Origin of the sequence: Amycolatopsis sp. Poz14 (assembly GCF_006704225.1) — a bacterium.
GTDB lineage: Bacteria > Actinomycetota > Actinomycetes > Mycobacteriales > Pseudonocardiaceae > Amycolatopsis > Amycolatopsis nivea.
Genome location: NZ_JACLHD010000001.1, coordinates 7,610,026 through 7,626,352 on the forward strand (window position 1 = coordinate 7,610,026; position 16,327 = coordinate 7,626,352).

The 16,327-nt window shown below is 69.3% G+C and carries 15 protein-coding genes; 6 read left to right on the top strand and 9 right to left on the bottom strand.

Annotation, left to right across the window (positions count from 1 at the left end; all coding sequences use genetic code 11):
• Positions 1 to 6: 6 nt before the first annotated feature.
• Together FKO37_RS35335 and FKO37_RS35340 are read right to left on the bottom strand one after the other, a co-directional pair.
• Entirely contained in the window at positions 7 to 945 is a 939-nt protein-coding gene (locus FKO37_RS35335; RefSeq protein WP_238607340.1) for a PDR/VanB family oxidoreductase, read from the bottom strand.
• A 12-nt stretch (positions 946 to 957) separates the two neighbouring features.
• A complete protein-coding gene (locus FKO37_RS35340) occupies positions 958 to 1,476 on the bottom strand; it encodes a cupin domain-containing protein (RefSeq protein WP_037814787.1) in 519 nt (172 codons plus the stop codon).
• Between the two features lie 234 nt (positions 1,477 to 1,710).
• On the opposite strand from FKO37_RS35340, the gene FKO37_RS35345 reads away from it, so the two are divergent.
• The gene (locus FKO37_RS35345) at positions 1,711 to 3,195 is read left to right on the top strand and encodes an aldehyde dehydrogenase family protein (protein ID WP_037814785.1); all 1,485 of its coding nucleotides are present in this window, start codon (positions 1,711 to 1,713) and stop codon (positions 3,193 to 3,195) included.
• Between the two features lie 121 nt (positions 3,196 to 3,316).
• Here the strand turns inward: FKO37_RS35345 and FKO37_RS35350 are convergent, their stop codons facing one another.
• Positions 3,317 to 3,835, bottom strand: a complete 519-nt coding sequence (locus FKO37_RS35350; RefSeq protein WP_037814782.1) for a MarR family winged helix-turn-helix transcriptional regulator — start codon at positions 3,833 to 3,835, stop codon at positions 3,317 to 3,319.
• A 73-nt stretch (positions 3,836 to 3,908) separates the two neighbouring features.
• On the opposite strand from FKO37_RS35350, the gene FKO37_RS35355 reads away from it, so the two are divergent.
• Together FKO37_RS35355 and FKO37_RS35360 are read left to right on the top strand one after the other, a co-directional pair.
• On the top strand, positions 3,909 to 4,349 hold the full coding sequence (locus FKO37_RS35355; protein ID WP_238607341.1) for a VOC family protein: 441 nt from the start codon (positions 3,909 to 3,911) through the stop codon (positions 4,347 to 4,349).
• A 73-nt stretch (positions 4,350 to 4,422) separates the two neighbouring features.
• Entirely contained in the window at positions 4,423 to 5,868 is a 1,446-nt protein-coding gene (locus tag FKO37_RS35360) for a sulfatase (protein ID WP_238607342.1), read from the top strand.
• Between the two features lie 38 nt (positions 5,869 to 5,906).
• Here the strand turns inward: FKO37_RS35360 and FKO37_RS35365 are convergent, their stop codons facing one another.
• A complete protein-coding gene (locus tag FKO37_RS35365; RefSeq protein ID WP_134663583.1) occupies positions 5,907 to 6,527 on the bottom strand; it encodes an NADPH-dependent F420 reductase in 621 nt (206 codons plus the stop codon).
• Positions 6,524 to 7,744, bottom strand: coding sequence for an FAD-dependent monooxygenase (locus tag FKO37_RS35370; RefSeq protein ID WP_037814777.1), 1,221 nt, complete (start codon positions 7,742 to 7,744; stop codon positions 6,524 to 6,526). Before FKO37_RS35370 ends, FKO37_RS35365 begins: the two co-directional genes overlap by 4 nt.
• 154 nt (positions 7,745 to 7,898) lie before the next feature.
• Between FKO37_RS35370 and FKO37_RS35375 the strand changes: the two genes are divergently transcribed.
• The gene (locus FKO37_RS35375; RefSeq protein ID WP_199817747.1) at positions 7,899 to 8,858 is read left to right on the top strand and encodes a LysR family transcriptional regulator; all 960 of its coding nucleotides are present in this window, start codon (positions 7,899 to 7,901) and stop codon (positions 8,856 to 8,858) included.
• A 67-nt stretch (positions 8,859 to 8,925) separates the two neighbouring features.
• On the opposite strand, the gene FKO37_RS35380 is transcribed toward FKO37_RS35375, so the two are convergent.
• From FKO37_RS35380 to FKO37_RS35395, 4 genes are all read right to left on the bottom strand, one after another.
• Entirely contained in the window at positions 8,926 to 9,618 is a 693-nt protein-coding gene (locus FKO37_RS35380) for an SGNH/GDSL hydrolase family protein (protein WP_238607343.1), read from the bottom strand.
• A 79-nt stretch (positions 9,619 to 9,697) separates the two neighbouring features.
• Positions 9,698 to 10,543 carry an alpha/beta hydrolase gene (locus FKO37_RS35385; protein WP_037814774.1) on the bottom strand — a complete coding sequence of 282 codons (846 nt, stop codon included), beginning with the start codon at positions 10,541 to 10,543 and terminating at the stop codon, positions 9,698 to 9,700.
• A 14-nt stretch (positions 10,544 to 10,557) separates the two neighbouring features.
• Positions 10,558 to 11,103, bottom strand: coding sequence for a CHAP domain-containing protein (locus FKO37_RS35390; protein ID WP_037814773.1), 546 nt, complete (start codon positions 11,101 to 11,103; stop codon positions 10,558 to 10,560).
• 138 nt (positions 11,104 to 11,241) lie between these two features.
• Positions 11,242 to 12,129 (bottom strand): XRE family transcriptional regulator, encoded by an 888-nt coding sequence (locus FKO37_RS35395; RefSeq protein ID WP_134734249.1) that lies wholly within the window; start codon positions 12,127 to 12,129, stop codon positions 11,242 to 11,244.
• 9 nt (positions 12,130 to 12,138) lie between these two features.
• Between FKO37_RS35395 and FKO37_RS35400 the strand changes: the two genes are divergently transcribed.
• Together FKO37_RS35400 and FKO37_RS35405 are read left to right on the top strand one after the other, a co-directional pair.
• Positions 12,139 to 13,116, top strand: coding sequence for an XRE family transcriptional regulator (locus FKO37_RS35400; protein WP_238607344.1), 978 nt, complete (start codon positions 12,139 to 12,141; stop codon positions 13,114 to 13,116).
• 137 nt (positions 13,117 to 13,253) lie between these two features.
• Positions 13,254 to 16,202, top strand: coding sequence for a trypsin-like serine protease (locus FKO37_RS35405; RefSeq protein ID WP_238607345.1), 2,949 nt, complete (start codon positions 13,254 to 13,256; stop codon positions 16,200 to 16,202).
• Positions 16,203 to 16,327: the final 125 nt, after the last annotated feature.

A 16,327-nucleotide genomic window follows, 5' to 3' on the forward strand; every position in this document is an offset into this window, starting at 1 on the left:
GTTCTTCTACAGATCGAGCACGAGTTCGGCGGACCGGCACCGCGACACGCACAGCATCATGGTCCCGGAGGTCGCCTTCTCGTCGTCGTCGAGCACGAAATCGCGGTGGTCCGGTTCGCCGGAGAGCACCTTCGTTTCACAAGTCCCGCACACGCCCTCGCGGCACGAGGTCGGCACGGAAATCCCGGTGCGGCCGAGGGCGTCCACAATGGACTCGTCGGCGGCGACCGCGACCCGGGTCCCGGAACCGGCGCACACGACGTCGAATCCCGTTCCCGGCGCGGCGGCCGGCGCCTCGGGGGCCCGGAAGCGTTCGACCCGCAAGGTCGCCGTTTCCGGCAAAGCCGCCTCGACCGCTTGGAGCAGCGGTTCCGGGCCGCAGCAGTGCACGACCGTTCCCGGGGCGAGCCCGGCCAGCCTCGCGGCCAGATCGGGCGGACCGCCGTGCTCGTCGTCGGCGTGCACTTCCAGCCGGTCCCCGGCGAGCCCGGAAAGCTCGTCCAGGAAAGCCATTCCGCCGCGCGACCGTCCACAGTAGAGCATGGACCACGGCGCGGAGCCCGCCGCGAGCTGCCGGGCCATCGCGAGGATCGGGGTGACGCCGATGCCGCCGGCGATGAGCAGGTGCTCCGGGGCGTCGTGCAGTTCGAAGGTGTTGCGCGGGCCCTCGACGGGGACGACGCTCCCCGCGGTGAGCCGCTCGTGCACCCACGCGCTGCCGCCGCGCGAGGATTCCTCCCGCAGCACCGCGACCGTCCAGCTGTGCCGATCGGCCGGGTCGCCGCAGAGGGAGTACTCGCGCACCAGCCCGTTCGGCAGGTGCAGGGAAAGGTGCGCTCCCGGCTCCCAGACGGGCAGCGGCTTTCCTTCCGGATCGCGCAGTTCCACCTGCGTGACCCGGTCGGCCAGCCACGTCGTCCGGTGCACCCGCAGCATCGTCGGCATCGCGGTCTCTTCTCAGCGAGTGACGCCGTGCATCGGCGAGGTGGGCGGGTAGGTCGGCAGCTGCGGCTTCTGCGCGCCGATGATGACGCAGAACAGCGCGTCGGTGTCGCCGGCGTTGCGCAGGCTGCGCGGCACCCCGGCGGGCACGCGGATCAGGTCGCGGTAGCCGAGCACGCGGGTCGCGGTCTTGGTGCCGTCCTCGACGTCGTGCACGGTCACCTCCAGCGTGCCCTCGAGGACGAAGAACGCCTCTTCCACGTCGTGGTGGGTGTGCTCCGGGCCGATCGCGCCGACCGGCAGCCGCATGTTGGAGAAGGTGAAGTGCTCCGAGGGCAGCTGGCGCGCGTCGCCCTCGTGGTTGCCGGTCGCGCCGGAGCCGATGTAGCGGATCTGCGCGCGGCGGAACTCGTCGCCCTTCGCGGCGGCCTGGAAGCCGAGGGTGTCCCAGTCCTCGTACCGCGTCTCGCGAGCGGCGATGCACGAGTCGATGAGCTCCTCGAGTTCCTGGTGCTTGTTTTCGGTGGTGGTCATCGCGGGGCAACTCCTCCGGTGGTCCTCGGCGGGCTCGCCGCCGAATGCCTTAGGTCTAAGAGACTTACTGATAAGGGTTGTACCCGAGGGCTGTGATCCGCACAACCCCTTAGGCCTAAAATTCTTTCCGGCGGTCTCCCGGCGGCTCGCGTGCAGCGCCAGGCCTTGACGAAATCTTAGGTCTAAGGTTTCCTCGGTCGCACCCCTCGTCATCCGCGCCGAAAGGACGTCGCCATGCAGCCCTTCCCCGTCCCGCCCGACGAAATCCCGGTCGGCGGCGACTGGCAGCGCGGCGGCGGTCCCGCGTCCGCGTGCGTGGACCCCGCCGACGGGTCGGCGGTCGCCTCGATCCACGCCGCCGACTCCGCCCAGGTCGACGCCGCTGCCCGGGCCGGGTCCGCGGCCGCCGCGGACCCGGCGTGGCGAGACCTGCTGCCGCACCAGCGCGCCCGGCTGCTGACCCGCGTCGCCGACGCGATCGAGGACCACGCCGAGCAGCTCGCCCTGCTGCAAACCCGCAATACCGGCAAAGCACTCGGCGAAACCCGCGCACTTGTCGCGAGCGCCGCCGGCACCTTCCGCTACTACGCGGCCGCGCTCGAAACCCTCGAAGGCGAACTCCCGCCCAGCCGCGGCGCACACCTGACGATGAGCGTGCACGAACCGATCGGCGTCGTCGGCGCGATCACGCCCTGGAACTCGCCGATCGCCAGCGACGCCCAGAAAATCGCCCCCGCGCTCGCCGCCGGGAACGCCGTCCTGCTCAAACCCGCGGAAGCCACTCCCCTGGTTTCGCTGGCGCTGGCCCGCCTCGTCCACGACGCCGGCGTGCCGCCCGCACTGCTGTCCGTCCTGCCCGGCCCCGGCTCGGTCGTCGGCGACGCGATCTCCCGCCACCCGCTGGTCGGCAAGCTCGCCTTCACCGGCGGCACCACCACCGGACGCGTGCTGGGCAGGATCGCCGCGGACCGGATCATCCCGGTCACCATGGAACTCGGCGGCAAGTCCCCGACGATCGTCTGCGAGGACGCCGACGTCGAGGAGACTGTCGCCGGAATCCTGTATGGAATCTTCTCGTCGACCGGGCAGAGCTGCATCGCCGGATCGCGGATCTTCCTGCCACGCAAGCAGTACGGCGAATGGGCTTCCCGCCTGATCGAGGCGGCCACCGCCCTGCGACTGGGCCCCGGCACCGACCCGGCCACCCAGGTCGGTCCGCTGGCGACGTTCGCCCACCGCGACAAGGTGGCCGCGATGGTAGACCGCGCCCGCGAAGAAGGCGCGGTGGTCCGCTGCGGCGGGCAAATCCCTTCCGACGAACGCCTGTCGCGCGGTGCGTACTACCTGCCGACGCTGCTGGACGGCCTCGCGCCCGACGCGAAGACGTGCCAGGAGGAAATCTTCGGCCCGGTCGGCGTCCTGCTGCCCTACGACGACGAGGAAGACCTGGTCGCCCAGGCCAATTCGACCGTCTACGGCCTGGCATGCGGCATCTGGACCGCCGACTACCGCCGCGCGCTCCGCCTGGCCCGCCGCGTCGAGGCCGGGACGGTGTGGATCAACACGTACAAGCAGTTCAGCATCTCGACCCCGTTCAGCGGTACGAAGGAAAGCGGCCTCGGGACGGACAAGGGCCGCACCGCGATCCGGAGTTATCAGCGGCAGAAGAGCTTGTATTTGAGCCTGGCGGACGAACCGATCCCGTGGGCTCGGGGCTGAATCAGCACGTTCGGGCTTTGCCGTCCAGTGCCGCGCCGTCGACTCCCCGCCGACCTCGGCCGGGGATCGACGGCACGGCGGCGATCAACGCGGCGTCGCGTTCAGACCCAGCCGGACGGATTCAGTCCCCGAACTCGGCCTGGTCCAGCGACTGCTCCAGCTTCCCCAGCAATTTCGCCAGCTGCGCCCGTTCCGTCGCGGTCAACCCGGCCAGCATGCGGTTTTCGTTGGGGAAATGCTCGTGCACCACTTTGTCCGTGGCCGCGAGCCCCTCCTCGGTGAGGCCGATGAACACGACCCGGCGGTCGTCCTCGTCGCGTTCGCGACGGACGAGTCCGGCCTGCACCAGCTTGTCGACCCGCTGGGTGATGCCGCCGGTGGTGAGCAGGTTCGTGTCGGCGAGGTCCCCGGCTGTGCGGCGGTAAGGCGCGCCGCCCCGCCGGAGTGCGGCGAGGATCCCGAAGTCCGCCACCGTGATCCCGTGCCGGGCGAACACGCGCGTCAGCTGCCGCTGGTACCGGTCGAACGAACGGTGCAACCGCCCGAACACCGCGAGCGGCGACGTGTCTACCTCCGGCACCTCGTCCCGCCACTGCGCGAGCATCTCGTCGACCTCGTCCGGCTCGGTCCGCTTCGGCATCCGGCACCCCCTGAATAGCTTTGGGCTAAGAATAGCACCACTAAGGCTTTTCGGAGCAGGCTACGGTGACCGCATGACGGTCAAGCGGATGGACAACGTCCTCATCGTCGTCGAGGACCTCGACGCGGTCATCGCGTTCTTCGTCGAACTGGGGCTGGAACTGGAAAACAAGGGCCCGCTGGACTGGCGCGGCGCGGAACGGGTGGTCGGCCTGAAGGACATCCGGCAGGACGTCGCCATGCTGCGCGTCCCCGACGGACCCGGGCGGGTCGAACTGGCGAAATTCCACCAGCCGAAGGCGATCGCTCCGGAGCCGTGGCAGGCCCCGGCGAACACGCTCGGCATCCGCCGGATGATGTTCGCGGTCGACGACCTCGAGGACACCCTCGCCCGCCTGCGCGCCCACGGAGCCGAACTGGTCAACGAGGTGGTGCAGTACGAGGACATCTATCTGCTGTGTTACGTCCGGGGGCCGGAGAACATCGTCGTCGGGCTCGCTCAGGAACTCGGCTGAGCGCGCGGCGGATTTACCGAACCCGAACACGCTCCGAACCGAACTCGCGGATCGCGGTTCTAGCGTGCGGGGCATGCCGCAACGCGCTCGTTCGCTCCTGATCTCGCTGCTGGCCTTGACAGTGGCTTCGACGGCCGTCGCCTGCGTGCCGGGCCAGCCCGCCGCGGCCGGCGGCAAACCGAACATCGTCCTCGTGCTCACCGACGACCTGTCGATGAACCTGCTGCCGTATCTGCCGCACGTCCAGGAAATGGCCCGCAACGGCACCTCGTTCGCCAACTACACCGTCACCGACTCCCTCTGCTGCCCGTCGCGCTCGTCGCTGTTCACCGGGATGGTCCCGCACGACACCGGCGTGTTCACCAACGGCGGCGAGGACGGCGGCTACCGCGTCTTCCACGGCCGCGGCGACGACAAGTCGACCTACGCGACGTCGTTGCAGCAGGCCGGGTACCGGACCGCGATGATGGGCAAGTATCTCAACGGCTACCAGCCGAAATCCGACGGGATCCCGCCCGGCTGGAACGAATGGGACGTCGCGGGGAACGGCTACCGCGAGTTCGACTACGACCTCAACGAGAACGGCACCGTCAAGCATTACGGCAAGAAGCCCGAGGACTACCTCGTCGACGTCATGGCGGACAAGGCCGCGCGATTCGTGGCCAGTTCGGCGGCCGACCACACCCCGTTCGCGATGGAACTCGCCACGTTCGCCCCGCACGGCCCCTACACTCCCGCGCCTCGCGACGCCGGCGCGTTCCCCGGGCTCACCGCACCGCGCGGCCCCGCGTACGACACGCTCCCGTCTTCGCCGCCGTCGTGGCTCGCCTCCCGCACCCCGTTGACCGACCGGGAAAAACAGAACATCGACAAGGACTTCCGCAAACGAGCGCAGGCCGTGCAGTCGGTCGACAAGATGATCGGCACCGTGCAAGCGGCACTGGACAAAGGCGGAGTACGCGGCAACACCGACCTCGTCTTCACCTCGGACAACGGCTACCACATGGGCGAGTACCGGCTCACCCCCGGAAAGCAGACGGCGTTCGACACGGACGTGCACGTGCCGCTGATAGTCACCGGCCCCGGCGTCAAGGCAGGCGCGACGGTGGACCAGCCCGCCGAGAACATCGACCTGCGGCCGACTTTCGAAGCGCTGGCCGGGGCGCCGACCCCCGCACCGGTGGACGGCGAAAGCCTGGTGCCGCTGCTGAACGGCACCGCACCGACGGCGTGGCGCACCGTCGGGCTGGTGGAGCACCACGGCCCCGATTTCGACAAGAACGACCCCGACAAGCCCGCGAAGAACAGTGGCAATCCGACCACCTACGAGGCGATTCGGAGCACCGCCTACACCTACGTCGAATACGCCGACGGTGCCAAGGAGTACTACGACCGGACCACAGATCCGCAGGAACTGCACAACACCGCCGCTCAGTTGCCGCCGGACAAGGCACGGCAACTGCACGACACGCTGCGGGCGATGGCCTCCTGCCACGGGGCGGCCGCCTGCCGGCACTGACCCCGTTCACCGGAGCACGCGGAGGCGATCAATCCCGCTCACTCCAGCAGCGCGAAGCCCGACTCGTACCGCGTCTTGCCGAGCGCCGCCACCACGATCTGGAGGAACCCCATCGCCTCGAGTTCCCTTGCGCGGGTCAGCGGGCCGACGTCGACCGCGCGCATTCCCGCCGCCTCGATGAACTCCGCGACGGCCATCTTCGCCTCGGCGTAGTCACCGGCGAACAGGACGGTCGTGCGCGTCGTGCCGTTCGTGCCGCTGACGAGCGTGTCTCCGAGATTGACGTTGAACGCCTTGACGACGGCCGTGCCCGCGGGCAGCAACTTCACGAGTTCGGCCGCGGTGGACGAATCAGCGGGTGACTTCAGCCGGTCGTAGGTGGAGAAATCGATGGGGTTGCTGATGTCGATGACGACCTTTTCGCGGAACTGGTCCCGATAGTGCTCGACGATGCCCGGATACGCTCCGTAGGGAACGGCGAGCACGACCAGGTCTCCGGTGAGCTTGTCGCCCATGACGCCGTAGCCCGGACCTGGACGCGCCGCGGACCTGCTTTCCGCACTGCGCTTGATGATCTGGACGCCTGCGCCTGCCCGGGCCGCGACCTCCGCGATCGCCCCGCTCATCTTGCCGCTGCCGATGATGCTGATCGAGGTCATGCGACCGGTACCCCCTGAAATCGGTTGAGCGCCTGTTCGGCCACCTTCTGTGCGTCGTAGTCGAATACCGCGCTCCGCCGGAAATCGCGCCCGACCCGGAGATCGGCGTCGCGCTTCTCGAGGTCCGCGAATTCGTACTGCGCGTCGAACATGGCACCGGCCCGGCGAGAGCCGTTCTGCAGGATCGCCGTGCGTTGCATGCGGACCGAGGTGTAGCGCCTGAACGCCTCGGGAATGTCGGCGACGCTGTCGGCCGCCGCGAGGAACGTCGCGAGCGCCATGCTGTCCTCGATCGCCTGGTTCACCCCCTGTCCCTGGTGCGGCAGCATCGTGTGCGCCGCGTCGCCGAGCAAGGTGATCGGCCCTCGGGACCAGTTGGCGAGAGGTTCGTGATCGAAGAGGCCCCACCAGAAGGTGTGCTCGATGCGCCCGATGAATTCCTGGAGTCTCGGGTCCCAGTCCGCGCCCGCGAACTCGGCGGCGAGTTCGCCGACCTCCGCCGGGCCGGACCAGGCCCCGTCGAGCGGCCGTTCGCTCGGGATGCCTGCGACGAAGTTGAACAGCTTCCGCTGCTGCAGCGGATAGCACATGAAGTGCCGCCGGTTGCCCATCCACACCTGGCTGATCATGGGCCAGTCGCCGGGCAGGCGGGACGCGTCGACCACTCCGCGATAGACGATGTACCCGGAGTAGACCGGCTCCGGGAACTGGCCGACGGCTCCCCGCACCACCGAATGGATGCCGTCCGCTCCGATCACGGCGTCGAACACGTCGTCCGCGCCGTTCTCGAACTCGACGCGAACGCCGGAGCCCAGTGGCTCCGCGGAAACCAGCCGGTGGCCGAGACGGATGGTCGCCGGATCGACCTCCTGCGCCAAGGCGTCGATCAGGTCCGGGCGGTACATGCCGATGTTCTGGTGCTGCTTGGCCGAGTCCTCCCACGCCGCGTCGGTCACCAGACCGCCCATGGCGTTCAAGTAGACGCCGTGCCCGTCCGGGACCGCTCCGACCCGCCTGATCCGATCGAGCACGCCGAGCCTCTCGAGGACGCGCGCGGCGTTCGGCGCGACCGTGACCCCCGCGCCCACTTCGCCCAGCTTGCTCGCCTGCTCGAACACGGTGGCCCGGACTCCGGCGATCTTCCGCAGCGCGATCGCGGCCGTCAGCCCGCCCATCCCTCCGCCGATGATCGCGATGCGAGTGTCCTGACTTGCCACTGCTTCTCCCCCAAAGTCCTTGCCAGCCCTCCGTTCGGAGGGATCGGGAAGCTGTTCCTCCCATCATGGGAGGCCTTCCTCTGCGTGTAAATCGTGGTAATGTGAGGATGTAATTCGGTTGAACTGAAGAAGGGGAAGGGCAGCCATCTCCGAGGTGAGCCTGCGGCAACTCGAACTGTTCGCGGCACTGCCGAACTTCCCCACGCTCAGCGCGGCCGCGGCGCACCTGCACATCTCGGAATCCGCGCTGTCGCAGGCCGTGTCGAGCCTCGAGAGCGCCGTGGGCGAGCAGCTGTGCGTGCGGCGCAAGGCCAGAGGGCTCACGCTCACTCCGACCGGTCAGGATTTCGCCAGACGGGCGCGTCAGATCGTGGCCGACACGCACGAACTCGTCCTGAACGCCGGGCGCGAACAGGAGCTGCGGGGTCCGGTGCGGCTCGGCTGCTACTCGAGCTTCGCCGCGAACGTGGTGCCGGAGCTTCTCGAGGGCTTCCCCAAGCGCCATCCCGGCGTGAGCATCGGGATCACGGTGGGCACCAACGAAGAACTGCTCTCCGATCTCGAGGCAGGGCGACTCGATGTGGCCCTCGTGTACGACGTGTCGCTGCCGACCGGATGCCGCCGCCGCAGGATCTACGCGACCGAACTCGAGGCGCACCTGCCTCCCGGGCATCGGCTCGCGGCGGCCGAAACGGTGGACCTGGCGGATCTCGCCGACGAGCCCTACATCCAGTACGACGCGACACCGGGAGTCCGCAACGTGGCGGACGCGTTCACCGCGCGCGGCCTGGAGCCCAAGATCGAAGCCAGGGTCTCCCAGATCGGCCTCGTCGAGGCACTGGTGGGCCGCGGACTCGGCTACGGGCTGCTCATGTCCCGGCCCCACGCGCTCCCCGTGAGCATCGAGGGACGACCGGTTGTCATCCGGCCCCTCGACCCCCCGGTCACGGTGACCCACGTAGTGGGGATCTGGCCCGCGGACATGAAGCTCACTCCGCGCGCCTCCGCCCTTCTCGACTTCGCCGCCGAACGGCTCGGCGAGCACGAGCTCGCCGACGCGATTCCGGCTCGGACGGCATCCGAGGACTCGGCCGCGTCTGCAACGGAGCGTTAGGAATTCCTCGGCGTCCCGGACACGCGGAAACGGTGCCGCTCTCCGCGAGCGGCACCGCTGCCGGCGATCAGGAGCCTAAGGCTTTCCAGGCGACGTCAGCGATCAACGCCTGCCCTTTCGCGCTCGGGTGGAAGTAATCCACAGTGGACACATCGCTCGGATCGAAGCGAGCCGCGAAACCCGCGCCGCCGTCGAACTGGCACTGGGCGAACTCGGCGCAGACCGCGGCGAGCTGGGCGTTGTAGTCGACGATCCGCTGCCGGAACGCGTCGCGCCGCTGCTGGTCGGCCGGTGCGGTCGAGGTCGGGTTTGCCAGCAGTGCGTCGCATTCGTGGAAGCTGCCCCACTTCGCGACCGCGGATTTATTGGTGTGCAAGACATCCCAGAGCTGGTAAATGTCCGGAATGGACGCCACCTTGACTTGAGCGCCGGGCACTCCTTCCTGCAGAGTTGTCATCGCCTCCTTGAACTGGTTCGCGAACGTCGCCACGTCGGTGCCGCCGCTGCAGGCGTCGTTGTTGCCCATCAGGACGGTGACCAGGTCGACGCGGCTGGCGACGGCGACCTTCGCCTGTCTCGGCAGGTCCTTCATCCGGGCGCCGGTCAGCGCGAAGTTGTGGTTCGCGATGTCCGGCTTCCGCAACCGCTGGTAGTAGCTGTCGACGTCAGTGCCGGTGGCCCACGAATTGCGGACGCAGTCCGTCCACGCCAGCAGACAGGTGTTGAACGCCCGCGTCATCGAGTCGCCGAGCGCGGCCATCGAGGTCGGCGACTCTGCGGCACCAGCCGGTTGGCACCCGAGAACGGCGGCCGTGAACGCGAGAACCGCGACGACCGCCCTACGCACTGACGGCCCGGCTGTTGCGCGCGAAATCCGACCACGCCGCGGTGTCCTGCTGCAGCCCGGGGTTCGGGCCGTAGAACACGCTCTTCGCTGCCTCGTCGCCAGTCAGGTGATACTGCAGCCAGGCGGTGATCGCGCCGACGAGCCGGTACCGCGTGTCGCCCTGCAAGAAGTGCGTGGCGCTGCGCAGCTGCCCGTAGACCGCAGGCACCTGATCGCACGCGTCGAAACGCGCGCGGACATAGAGCGCCGGGACGATGATGTCCGCCTGCCCCGACACGAAGAACGCCGGACCGTGCAACGCGCCCACGGTGCCCTGTGGCCCCGGCATGATCGGGATCGTGGTCTTGACCAACGGGTCGGCACCGGCCGCGATCGCACCGCCGCCGCCCTGGGAGTGCCCGGCAGCGGCGATGTGGCCGGTGTCGATGCGGTCCTGGAAAATGCTGCCCTGCCGGGAGTTCTCGGCGATCAGGTACTTCGCCCCGTCGAGCATCTCGATGCCGGAGCCGGACTGTCCGGTGTTCGCGGCCGCGACTACGTAACCCCAAGTGGCGAGGTGGGTGAACAGGAGCTCGTACTGGTCGACGGTGGCGCCGGTTCCGTTGCCCCAGATCAGCACCGGATGTTTGGCGGTGCTCGAAGCGAGGTCAGCGGGGTAATAGAGGGTGTGCGCGCTGTCGCCAGCTGCTTTCACGGGCTGGTGCGGCCCGTCCTTCTCGTAGTCGCGGGCGGTGGCCGCGACGCTCGGCAAAGCCGCCGCGGCCACCCCCGGCACCAGCGCGACCGCGACCGCCGCCGTGGTCGTCGCCAGGAGGGATCTCCGGCTGAACGAACGCATGTCGGACTCCGGGATCAGTTGTAGAAGTGGATGTAGCGGAACGACGAAGCGTTCACGTCGTGCACGAGGTAGTGGCCGTCGCCGGTCCAGTTGTAGTCCTCGACGGTGACCGTCCCGTTGTGGACGCTGTCGACGATGGCAACGTGGCCGTAGGTGCCGTTGTCGGTCTGGGCGATCGAACCCGCCGTCGGGGTGTTGTCGACGCGGTAGCCGTGGTTGCGGGCGTTGTCGTCCCAGTATTTCGCGTCGCCGTAGTTGTTCGCGCTTTCGCCGTGGCGCGCGATGTTGAAGGCCGCCCACGAGACGCACTCGCGGTTGTACATGTTCCAGTCGTCGACGACCGAGTCCTGCGGGACGTCGCGCCACTTCGAGGGGTAGATGTCGCCGATGGTGCCCGCCGTCGACGAGGCCGGGACGGTTCCGAAGTGAGCGGCCATCGACGTCGACGCAGCAGCGGACGCGGTCGCCGTGGAGGCGGAGGCGGAGGCGGTACCGGTTCCGCTGACCGCGAAGGCGGCCGCGGCGGCGAGGGCGAGTACGGCACGGGAGGATCGGCGCATGGGGAGGGCCTTTCTTGCTTCGGGGAGTAAGTGCGCCGTGACGGTAAGTCGCTGATCACCTTCGAACCAGACCTTTGTGGACGACTGGTCCGCCGCTGATCGTCTTCCCTGGTCGGGGCTTCCCGTTCACAGAATTGCTCACCACTGCCATCCGGTGCCGTAGATGCCGGGCCGGACGTCGCGCAGCGCCAGCGTCGTCGTGTGCGTCGCACCGGCGGACAGCGCGCTGCCGGGATGTTCGGGACCGCCGAGCCCGCGCTGCTCGAACGACCGGACCCGACGCGGAACGCGCGGTCCGAAGCTCACCTGGCAGACGTACTCCGCGACGGGCCGGGTAAACCGGCGGTGGTAGTGGTCGATCGGCGGACCCGGAGGGAACCGGACCTCGTACTCCACGATCGTCACCTCGCCCAGCGCCAGGGCCCGCTCCAGCCGCAGTTCGCCCGCGATCATGCCGGTTTCCCGGTCGACGCAGACCCGGCCGACCCGTGCCGACCGCGCGCTGCGGTAAACCGGGTCGGCGGTCAGGAACGAGTCGGCCTGGTAGTAGGCCATCAGGCGGTCCACGCCGTCGACGGCGGCCTCGGCGACCATCCGGACCTGCAGCGCGCGCTCGCCGCCGTGCTCGTCGAGCAGCATCCGGTCGTGGATCGACCAGAACGACAGCTGCCCGTCCGGCGGCGGTTTCAGCTCGGCGGAGAATGCCCGCAGCTGCGGCCACAGCCGGCGGCGCTCGATCCGGCAGGCGGGTTCGCCGAGCCAGCGCCCGCGCGGTGCCTTCGGGCCGAGCCTGGACGTGAGCGTCCCGGGTTCGAGGCTCAGCACGGATTCCAGCTGCGCGACGGCGGCGATCGACGTCTCGCGTTCCGGTTGCGACCGGCCGCGGCGCCAGTAGGACAGCGCCGAGCGCGAAAGCCGCACCCCGCGCGCGGCGAGGTGGTGCTGGAGCCGGTCGAGCGACAGTCCGGATTCCTCGATCGCGGTGTCCAGCGTGACCGCGAACGAGCCCGCGGAAGGCCGAGTCACGTTTCCAGGATGATCTCACTGGCGGGCGTTCCGGAACCTCCGAAAGTCCGCAGTTACCCCCCGGTATCCGACGAACGACGCTGGTCCGGCGGATACCGGCGCACCACAGTGGACGTCGTGCCCTCGTTCGCCGACGCCTTGGACGCCGCCATCAGCGGCGCCGGGCTCACCCTGGACCGGCTGCGCGAGCACCTGGCGGCCCGCGGGGTGACGGTGTCGCGCAGCGCACTGGCGTACTGGCGGACCGGCCGGTCGCTGCCGGGCCGCGAGACGTCGCTGCACGCGGTCGTCGAACTCGAGCAGGTGCTCGGCCTCGGCGCGGGCCGCCTCACGTCGCTGCTCGGGCCGCAGGACCGCCAGGGTTCCCGCCCGCAGCGGACGCCCCTGCTCGAACGGCGCCGGCTGTGGCCGTCGGTGCGGCCCTCGTCGCTCGAATTCGACCTGCCGCCGGAGGACCAGGTGCGGCTGCGGTCGGTGCACGACGAACTTCTCGTGGACGACGACCGGCAGGAACGCCTGCTCAGGGTGCGCGTGGTGGCCGAGGCCGCCGTGGACGGCGTCGTCCGGATGGCCGCCTACTACCAGACCGAAGACCGCGCGCGGCAGCCTCCGCGCTTCGCCGCCGGGCACTGCTGCCGCGCGGGCCGGACCCGGGTCGACGCGGTCAGCGGGCTCCTGATCGCGGAGCTGTTCTTCGACCGGGAACTGCGGGCCGGGGAGGTCGCGGCGGTGGAGTACGAATTCGTGTTCCCGTACGGCCGCCCGGTGCAGGGATACCACCGCAGGCTCACCCGGCCCGCTCCCCTGTACACCTGCCGGGTGCAATTCGGCTCGGACATTCCGGAAAGCGTTCGCCGTTTCGAACAACGCGACCTCGCCGCACCCCGCCGAAAAGTGGAAGAACTGCGCGCGGCAGGCAGCGGCGCGGTGACGCTGGCGGCGCGGGACGTCGGCGCCGGGATCATCGGCGTCGAGTGGACCTGGTAGCAATTCTGTGAACACAGCCCGCTGAGCTGGGGATACCCCGGCTGCGCGGCGCGGTTTCCACTTTTCGTGGCAGAGGCCGGAACGCGGTTCTTACCGTGCGCAGTGCTGTATTCCTCCTCACAACTCCGGAGCAGCACATGCGAAGTCCAGCTCTCCTCGTAGCCGCTTTCCTGACGACAGCGGCACTTTCCCCGCCGACAGCCACCGCGGCCCAGCCGTTGGTCCCGCTGAACAACGCCCCCGCTGTCCCCGCGGGCGCTACGGCGGACAGTTCCGCTCTGCCCGGCCAAGTCACCGTGTCCGTCGCGCTCAAGCCTCGCGACGCGGCGGGAGCCGAGCGGTACGTCGCCGACACGGCCGACCCGAAATCCCCGCTGTACCACCACTATTTGAGCGCCGCCGAATACACCGACCGGTTCGGTCCCACCGCCAGCGCGGTCAGCCAGGTGCGGAAGTACTTGACCGGCAAGGGGTTGCGCATCGACGACGTCACCGGCAACCGCCAGGTCGTCACCGCGTCCGGCACGCCCGCGGAAGTGGAAAACGCGTTCAGCACCTCGCTTTCCGGCTTCCGGTCCGCCAAGGGCGAGCGGTTTTTCAACGCTACCAAGGCAACCGCGGTCCCCTCGGACATCGCAGCCGTCGTCCGCGGGGTCACCGGCCTGACGAACCGGCCCGCCGCGCACCGGGCAAGCGCACCGGCGGGCCCGTCCGGTCCCGGCGGCGGCTACACCCCGGCGCAGCTGCGCACCGCCTACAGCATGACCGGCGTCTCCGGCAGCTACGACGGTTCCGGCGAAACGGTCGGGCTGATCGAGTTCGACACGTTCAAGCAGCCCGACATCGACGCCTGGACGCAGTACTTCAAGCAACCCGCGGTCACGCCGGAAGTCGTCAAGGTGGACGGCGGGGTCCCGAATCCGGGCGGCGACCAGATGGAAGTCACCCTCGACGTCCAGGCCGTCGCGGCGACCGCGCCGAAGGCCAAGCAGGTCGTCTACTCCGCGCCGAACTCCGACCAGGCGTGGGTGCACGAAATGGCGCAGATCGCGTCGGACAACAAGATCACCGTCCTTTCCGGATCGTGGCTCAACGGCGAACTCTGCGAATCCAGCCCGATCGCGGCCTCGCACGATTCCTACACCCAACTCGCCGCGCAGGGCGTCACGATGTTCTCCGCGTCCGGCGACTGGGGCGGCACCGGCTGCGGCTACCAGGGCGACAACAAGACGATCCAGGCCGACTACCCGGCGAGCGACCCGCTGTTCACCGGCGTCGGCGGCACCCAGCTGCGGACGTCCGACAGCGCGGGCACGTGGCAGTCGGAATCGTGCTGGAACCAGGGCGGCAGCGGCAATACCCGGTCAGGGGGCGGGTATTCGAAGATCTACTCGCGCCCGGACTGGCAGCCCGGCACCAACCAGTACCGCTCGGTTCCGGACGTTTCGATGGTCGCCGACTACGGCGCCGGCGCGTTGTCGGTGTACATGAACGGCGGCTGGCTCGACGTCGGCGGCACCAGCCTGTCGTCCCCGCTCTGGGCGGGCTACGCGGCGATGCTGAACCAGAAATCCCTCAGCGGCGGCAAATCCCGGCTCGGCCAGCTCAACCCGAGCCTCTACCGGATCGCCGGTTCGGCGGACTACGCCTCGACGTTCCACGACGTCACCTCGGGCGGCAACGGCACCTACAACGCGGGCACCGGCTACGACCTGTGCACCGGCTGGGGTTCCCCGAAGGCCGACGCGCTGGCCTCGAAGCTGACCGGCGGCGACACCCCGCCTCCGGCGCAGGACTTCACGCTGTCCGCCTCGCCGTCTTCCGGCAGCGTCGCCGCGGGCAGTTCGGCGAGCACGACCGTCACCGCTAACGCGCCCTCCGCTGCTTCGCCAAGCGTCGTAGGCGGTACTCCGACCACCACGGCGGATCATCCCTTCATCATCTCGATGCGCCGCGAAGGTTCGGCCTTCCCCGGACAGCAGTCCTGCACCGGCACGCTGTTCGGACCGCACACCGTGCTGCTGGCCGCGCATTGCCTGCTGGAGAAACCCGGTCACAAGTGGTTCGTCTACGGCGACGACGACCTCACGCAGAACACCGGCACCACCGCCGAAATCGCGTCGCAGTGGGTGCATCCGGACTACACGGACTGGAGCATCGGCGCGGACGTCGCGGTCGTGACCCTCGACAAGGACATGCCGGTCCCCGCCGGGATCACGTACCCGAAGCTCAACACCGACCCGAGCCTCGACGCGCCCGGCACCAAGGGCGTTTCGATCGGCTGGGGCGAAACCGGCGCGAACACCTACAGCAACGTGCTGCGGCAGGCCGACGTGCCGGTCGCCGAGGACAGCGCCTGCAAGGGCCGGTTCACCGATCCCCACGGGCAGGAGGAGTACAAGACCCCGGCGATGCTCTGCACCGGATACGCCGACCACCACGCCGGCGCGTGCGTCGGCGACAGCGGCGGACCGTACCTGGTCGGCAACACGGTCGTCGGGGTGTTCTCGTGGATGTCCACCTCGTGCGACTGGTACGCCGTCTACGCCCGGGTCTCCACCTACGCCGCGGACCTCGCCCCGCACCTGCCGGGCGGCGACAACCCGCCGCCGACCGGGTCGATCGGCCTGACCGCCGCCGGACTGCCCTCGGGCGCGACGGCGACGTTCAGCCCGGCGAGCGTCGACCTCGGCGGCCGCTCCACGCTCACGATCGCCACGAGCGCGAGCACTCCGGCCGGAACGTACGACGTCACGATCTCCGGCAAGAGCCCGAAATCGACGCAGACGACGCACTACCAGCTGACCGTCACCGGCGGGCAGCCCTCGGCCCTGATGCTGGCGGCCCCGGGCAACCAGGACAGCTGGACCGGCAAAGCGGTGAACCTGCAGCTGAAGGCCTCCGGCGGCGCCAGCCCGTACCGGTGGTCGTCGACCGCTCTCGCCCCGGGCCTGACGCTCGACCCGGCGACCGGAATCGTGTCCGGAACGCCGACGCGCGCCGACAGCAGGCAGGTGACCGTCACGGTCACTGACGCGTCCGGGAAGTCTGCCGCGACGACGTTCTTCTGGTTCGTTTTCGGCTGAGTTCCTTGCCCCGCACCGAGATGCCGTCCCCTTCCAGGGGGCGGCATCTCGAGTTTTCCATCCCGGCGCGATCGAGCGAATGCCCGTTATGCCCCGTTACGCACTGGACGGGGCAATTCACCGCG

What these genes read in the sequence shown, in the direction of transcription:
- FKO37_RS35335 (WP_238607340.1), bottom strand. Translation starts at nt 945, where the DNA reads ATGCCGACGATGCTGCGGGTGCACCGGACGACGTGGCTGGCCGACCGG.
- FKO37_RS35340 (WP_037814787.1), bottom strand. Translation starts at nt 1,476, where the DNA reads ATGACCACCACCGAAAACAAGCACCAGGAACTCGAGGAGCTCATCGAC.
- FKO37_RS35345 (WP_037814785.1), top strand. Translation starts at nt 1,711, where the DNA reads ATGCAGCCCTTCCCCGTCCCGCCCGACGAAATCCCGGTCGGCGGCGAC.
- FKO37_RS35350 (WP_037814782.1), bottom strand. Translation starts at nt 3,835, where the DNA reads ATGCCGAAGCGGACCGAGCCGGACGAGGTCGACGAGATGCTCGCGCAG.
- FKO37_RS35355 (WP_238607341.1), top strand. Translation starts at nt 3,909, where the DNA reads ATGACGGTCAAGCGGATGGACAACGTCCTCATCGTCGTCGAGGACCTC.
- FKO37_RS35360 (WP_238607342.1), top strand. Translation starts at nt 4,423, where the DNA reads ATGCCGCAACGCGCTCGTTCGCTCCTGATCTCGCTGCTGGCCTTGACA.
- FKO37_RS35365 (WP_134663583.1), bottom strand. Translation starts at nt 6,527, where the DNA reads ATGACCTCGATCAGCATCATCGGCAGCGGCAAGATGAGCGGGGCGATC.
- FKO37_RS35380 (WP_238607343.1), bottom strand. Translation starts at nt 9,618, where the DNA reads ATGGCCGCGCTCGGCGACTCGATGACGCGGGCGTTCAACACCTGTCTG.
- FKO37_RS35385 (WP_037814774.1), bottom strand. Translation starts at nt 10,543, where the DNA reads ATGCGTTCGTTCAGCCGGAGATCCCTCCTGGCGACGACCACGGCGGCG.
- FKO37_RS35390 (WP_037814773.1), bottom strand. Translation starts at nt 11,103, where the DNA reads ATGCGCCGATCCTCCCGTGCCGTACTCGCCCTCGCCGCCGCGGCCGCC.
- FKO37_RS35400 (WP_238607344.1), top strand. Translation starts at nt 12,139, where the DNA reads ATGATCTCACTGGCGGGCGTTCCGGAACCTCCGAAAGTCCGCAGTTAC.
- FKO37_RS35405 (WP_238607345.1), top strand. Translation starts at nt 13,254, where the DNA reads ATGCGAAGTCCAGCTCTCCTCGTAGCCGCTTTCCTGACGACAGCGGCA.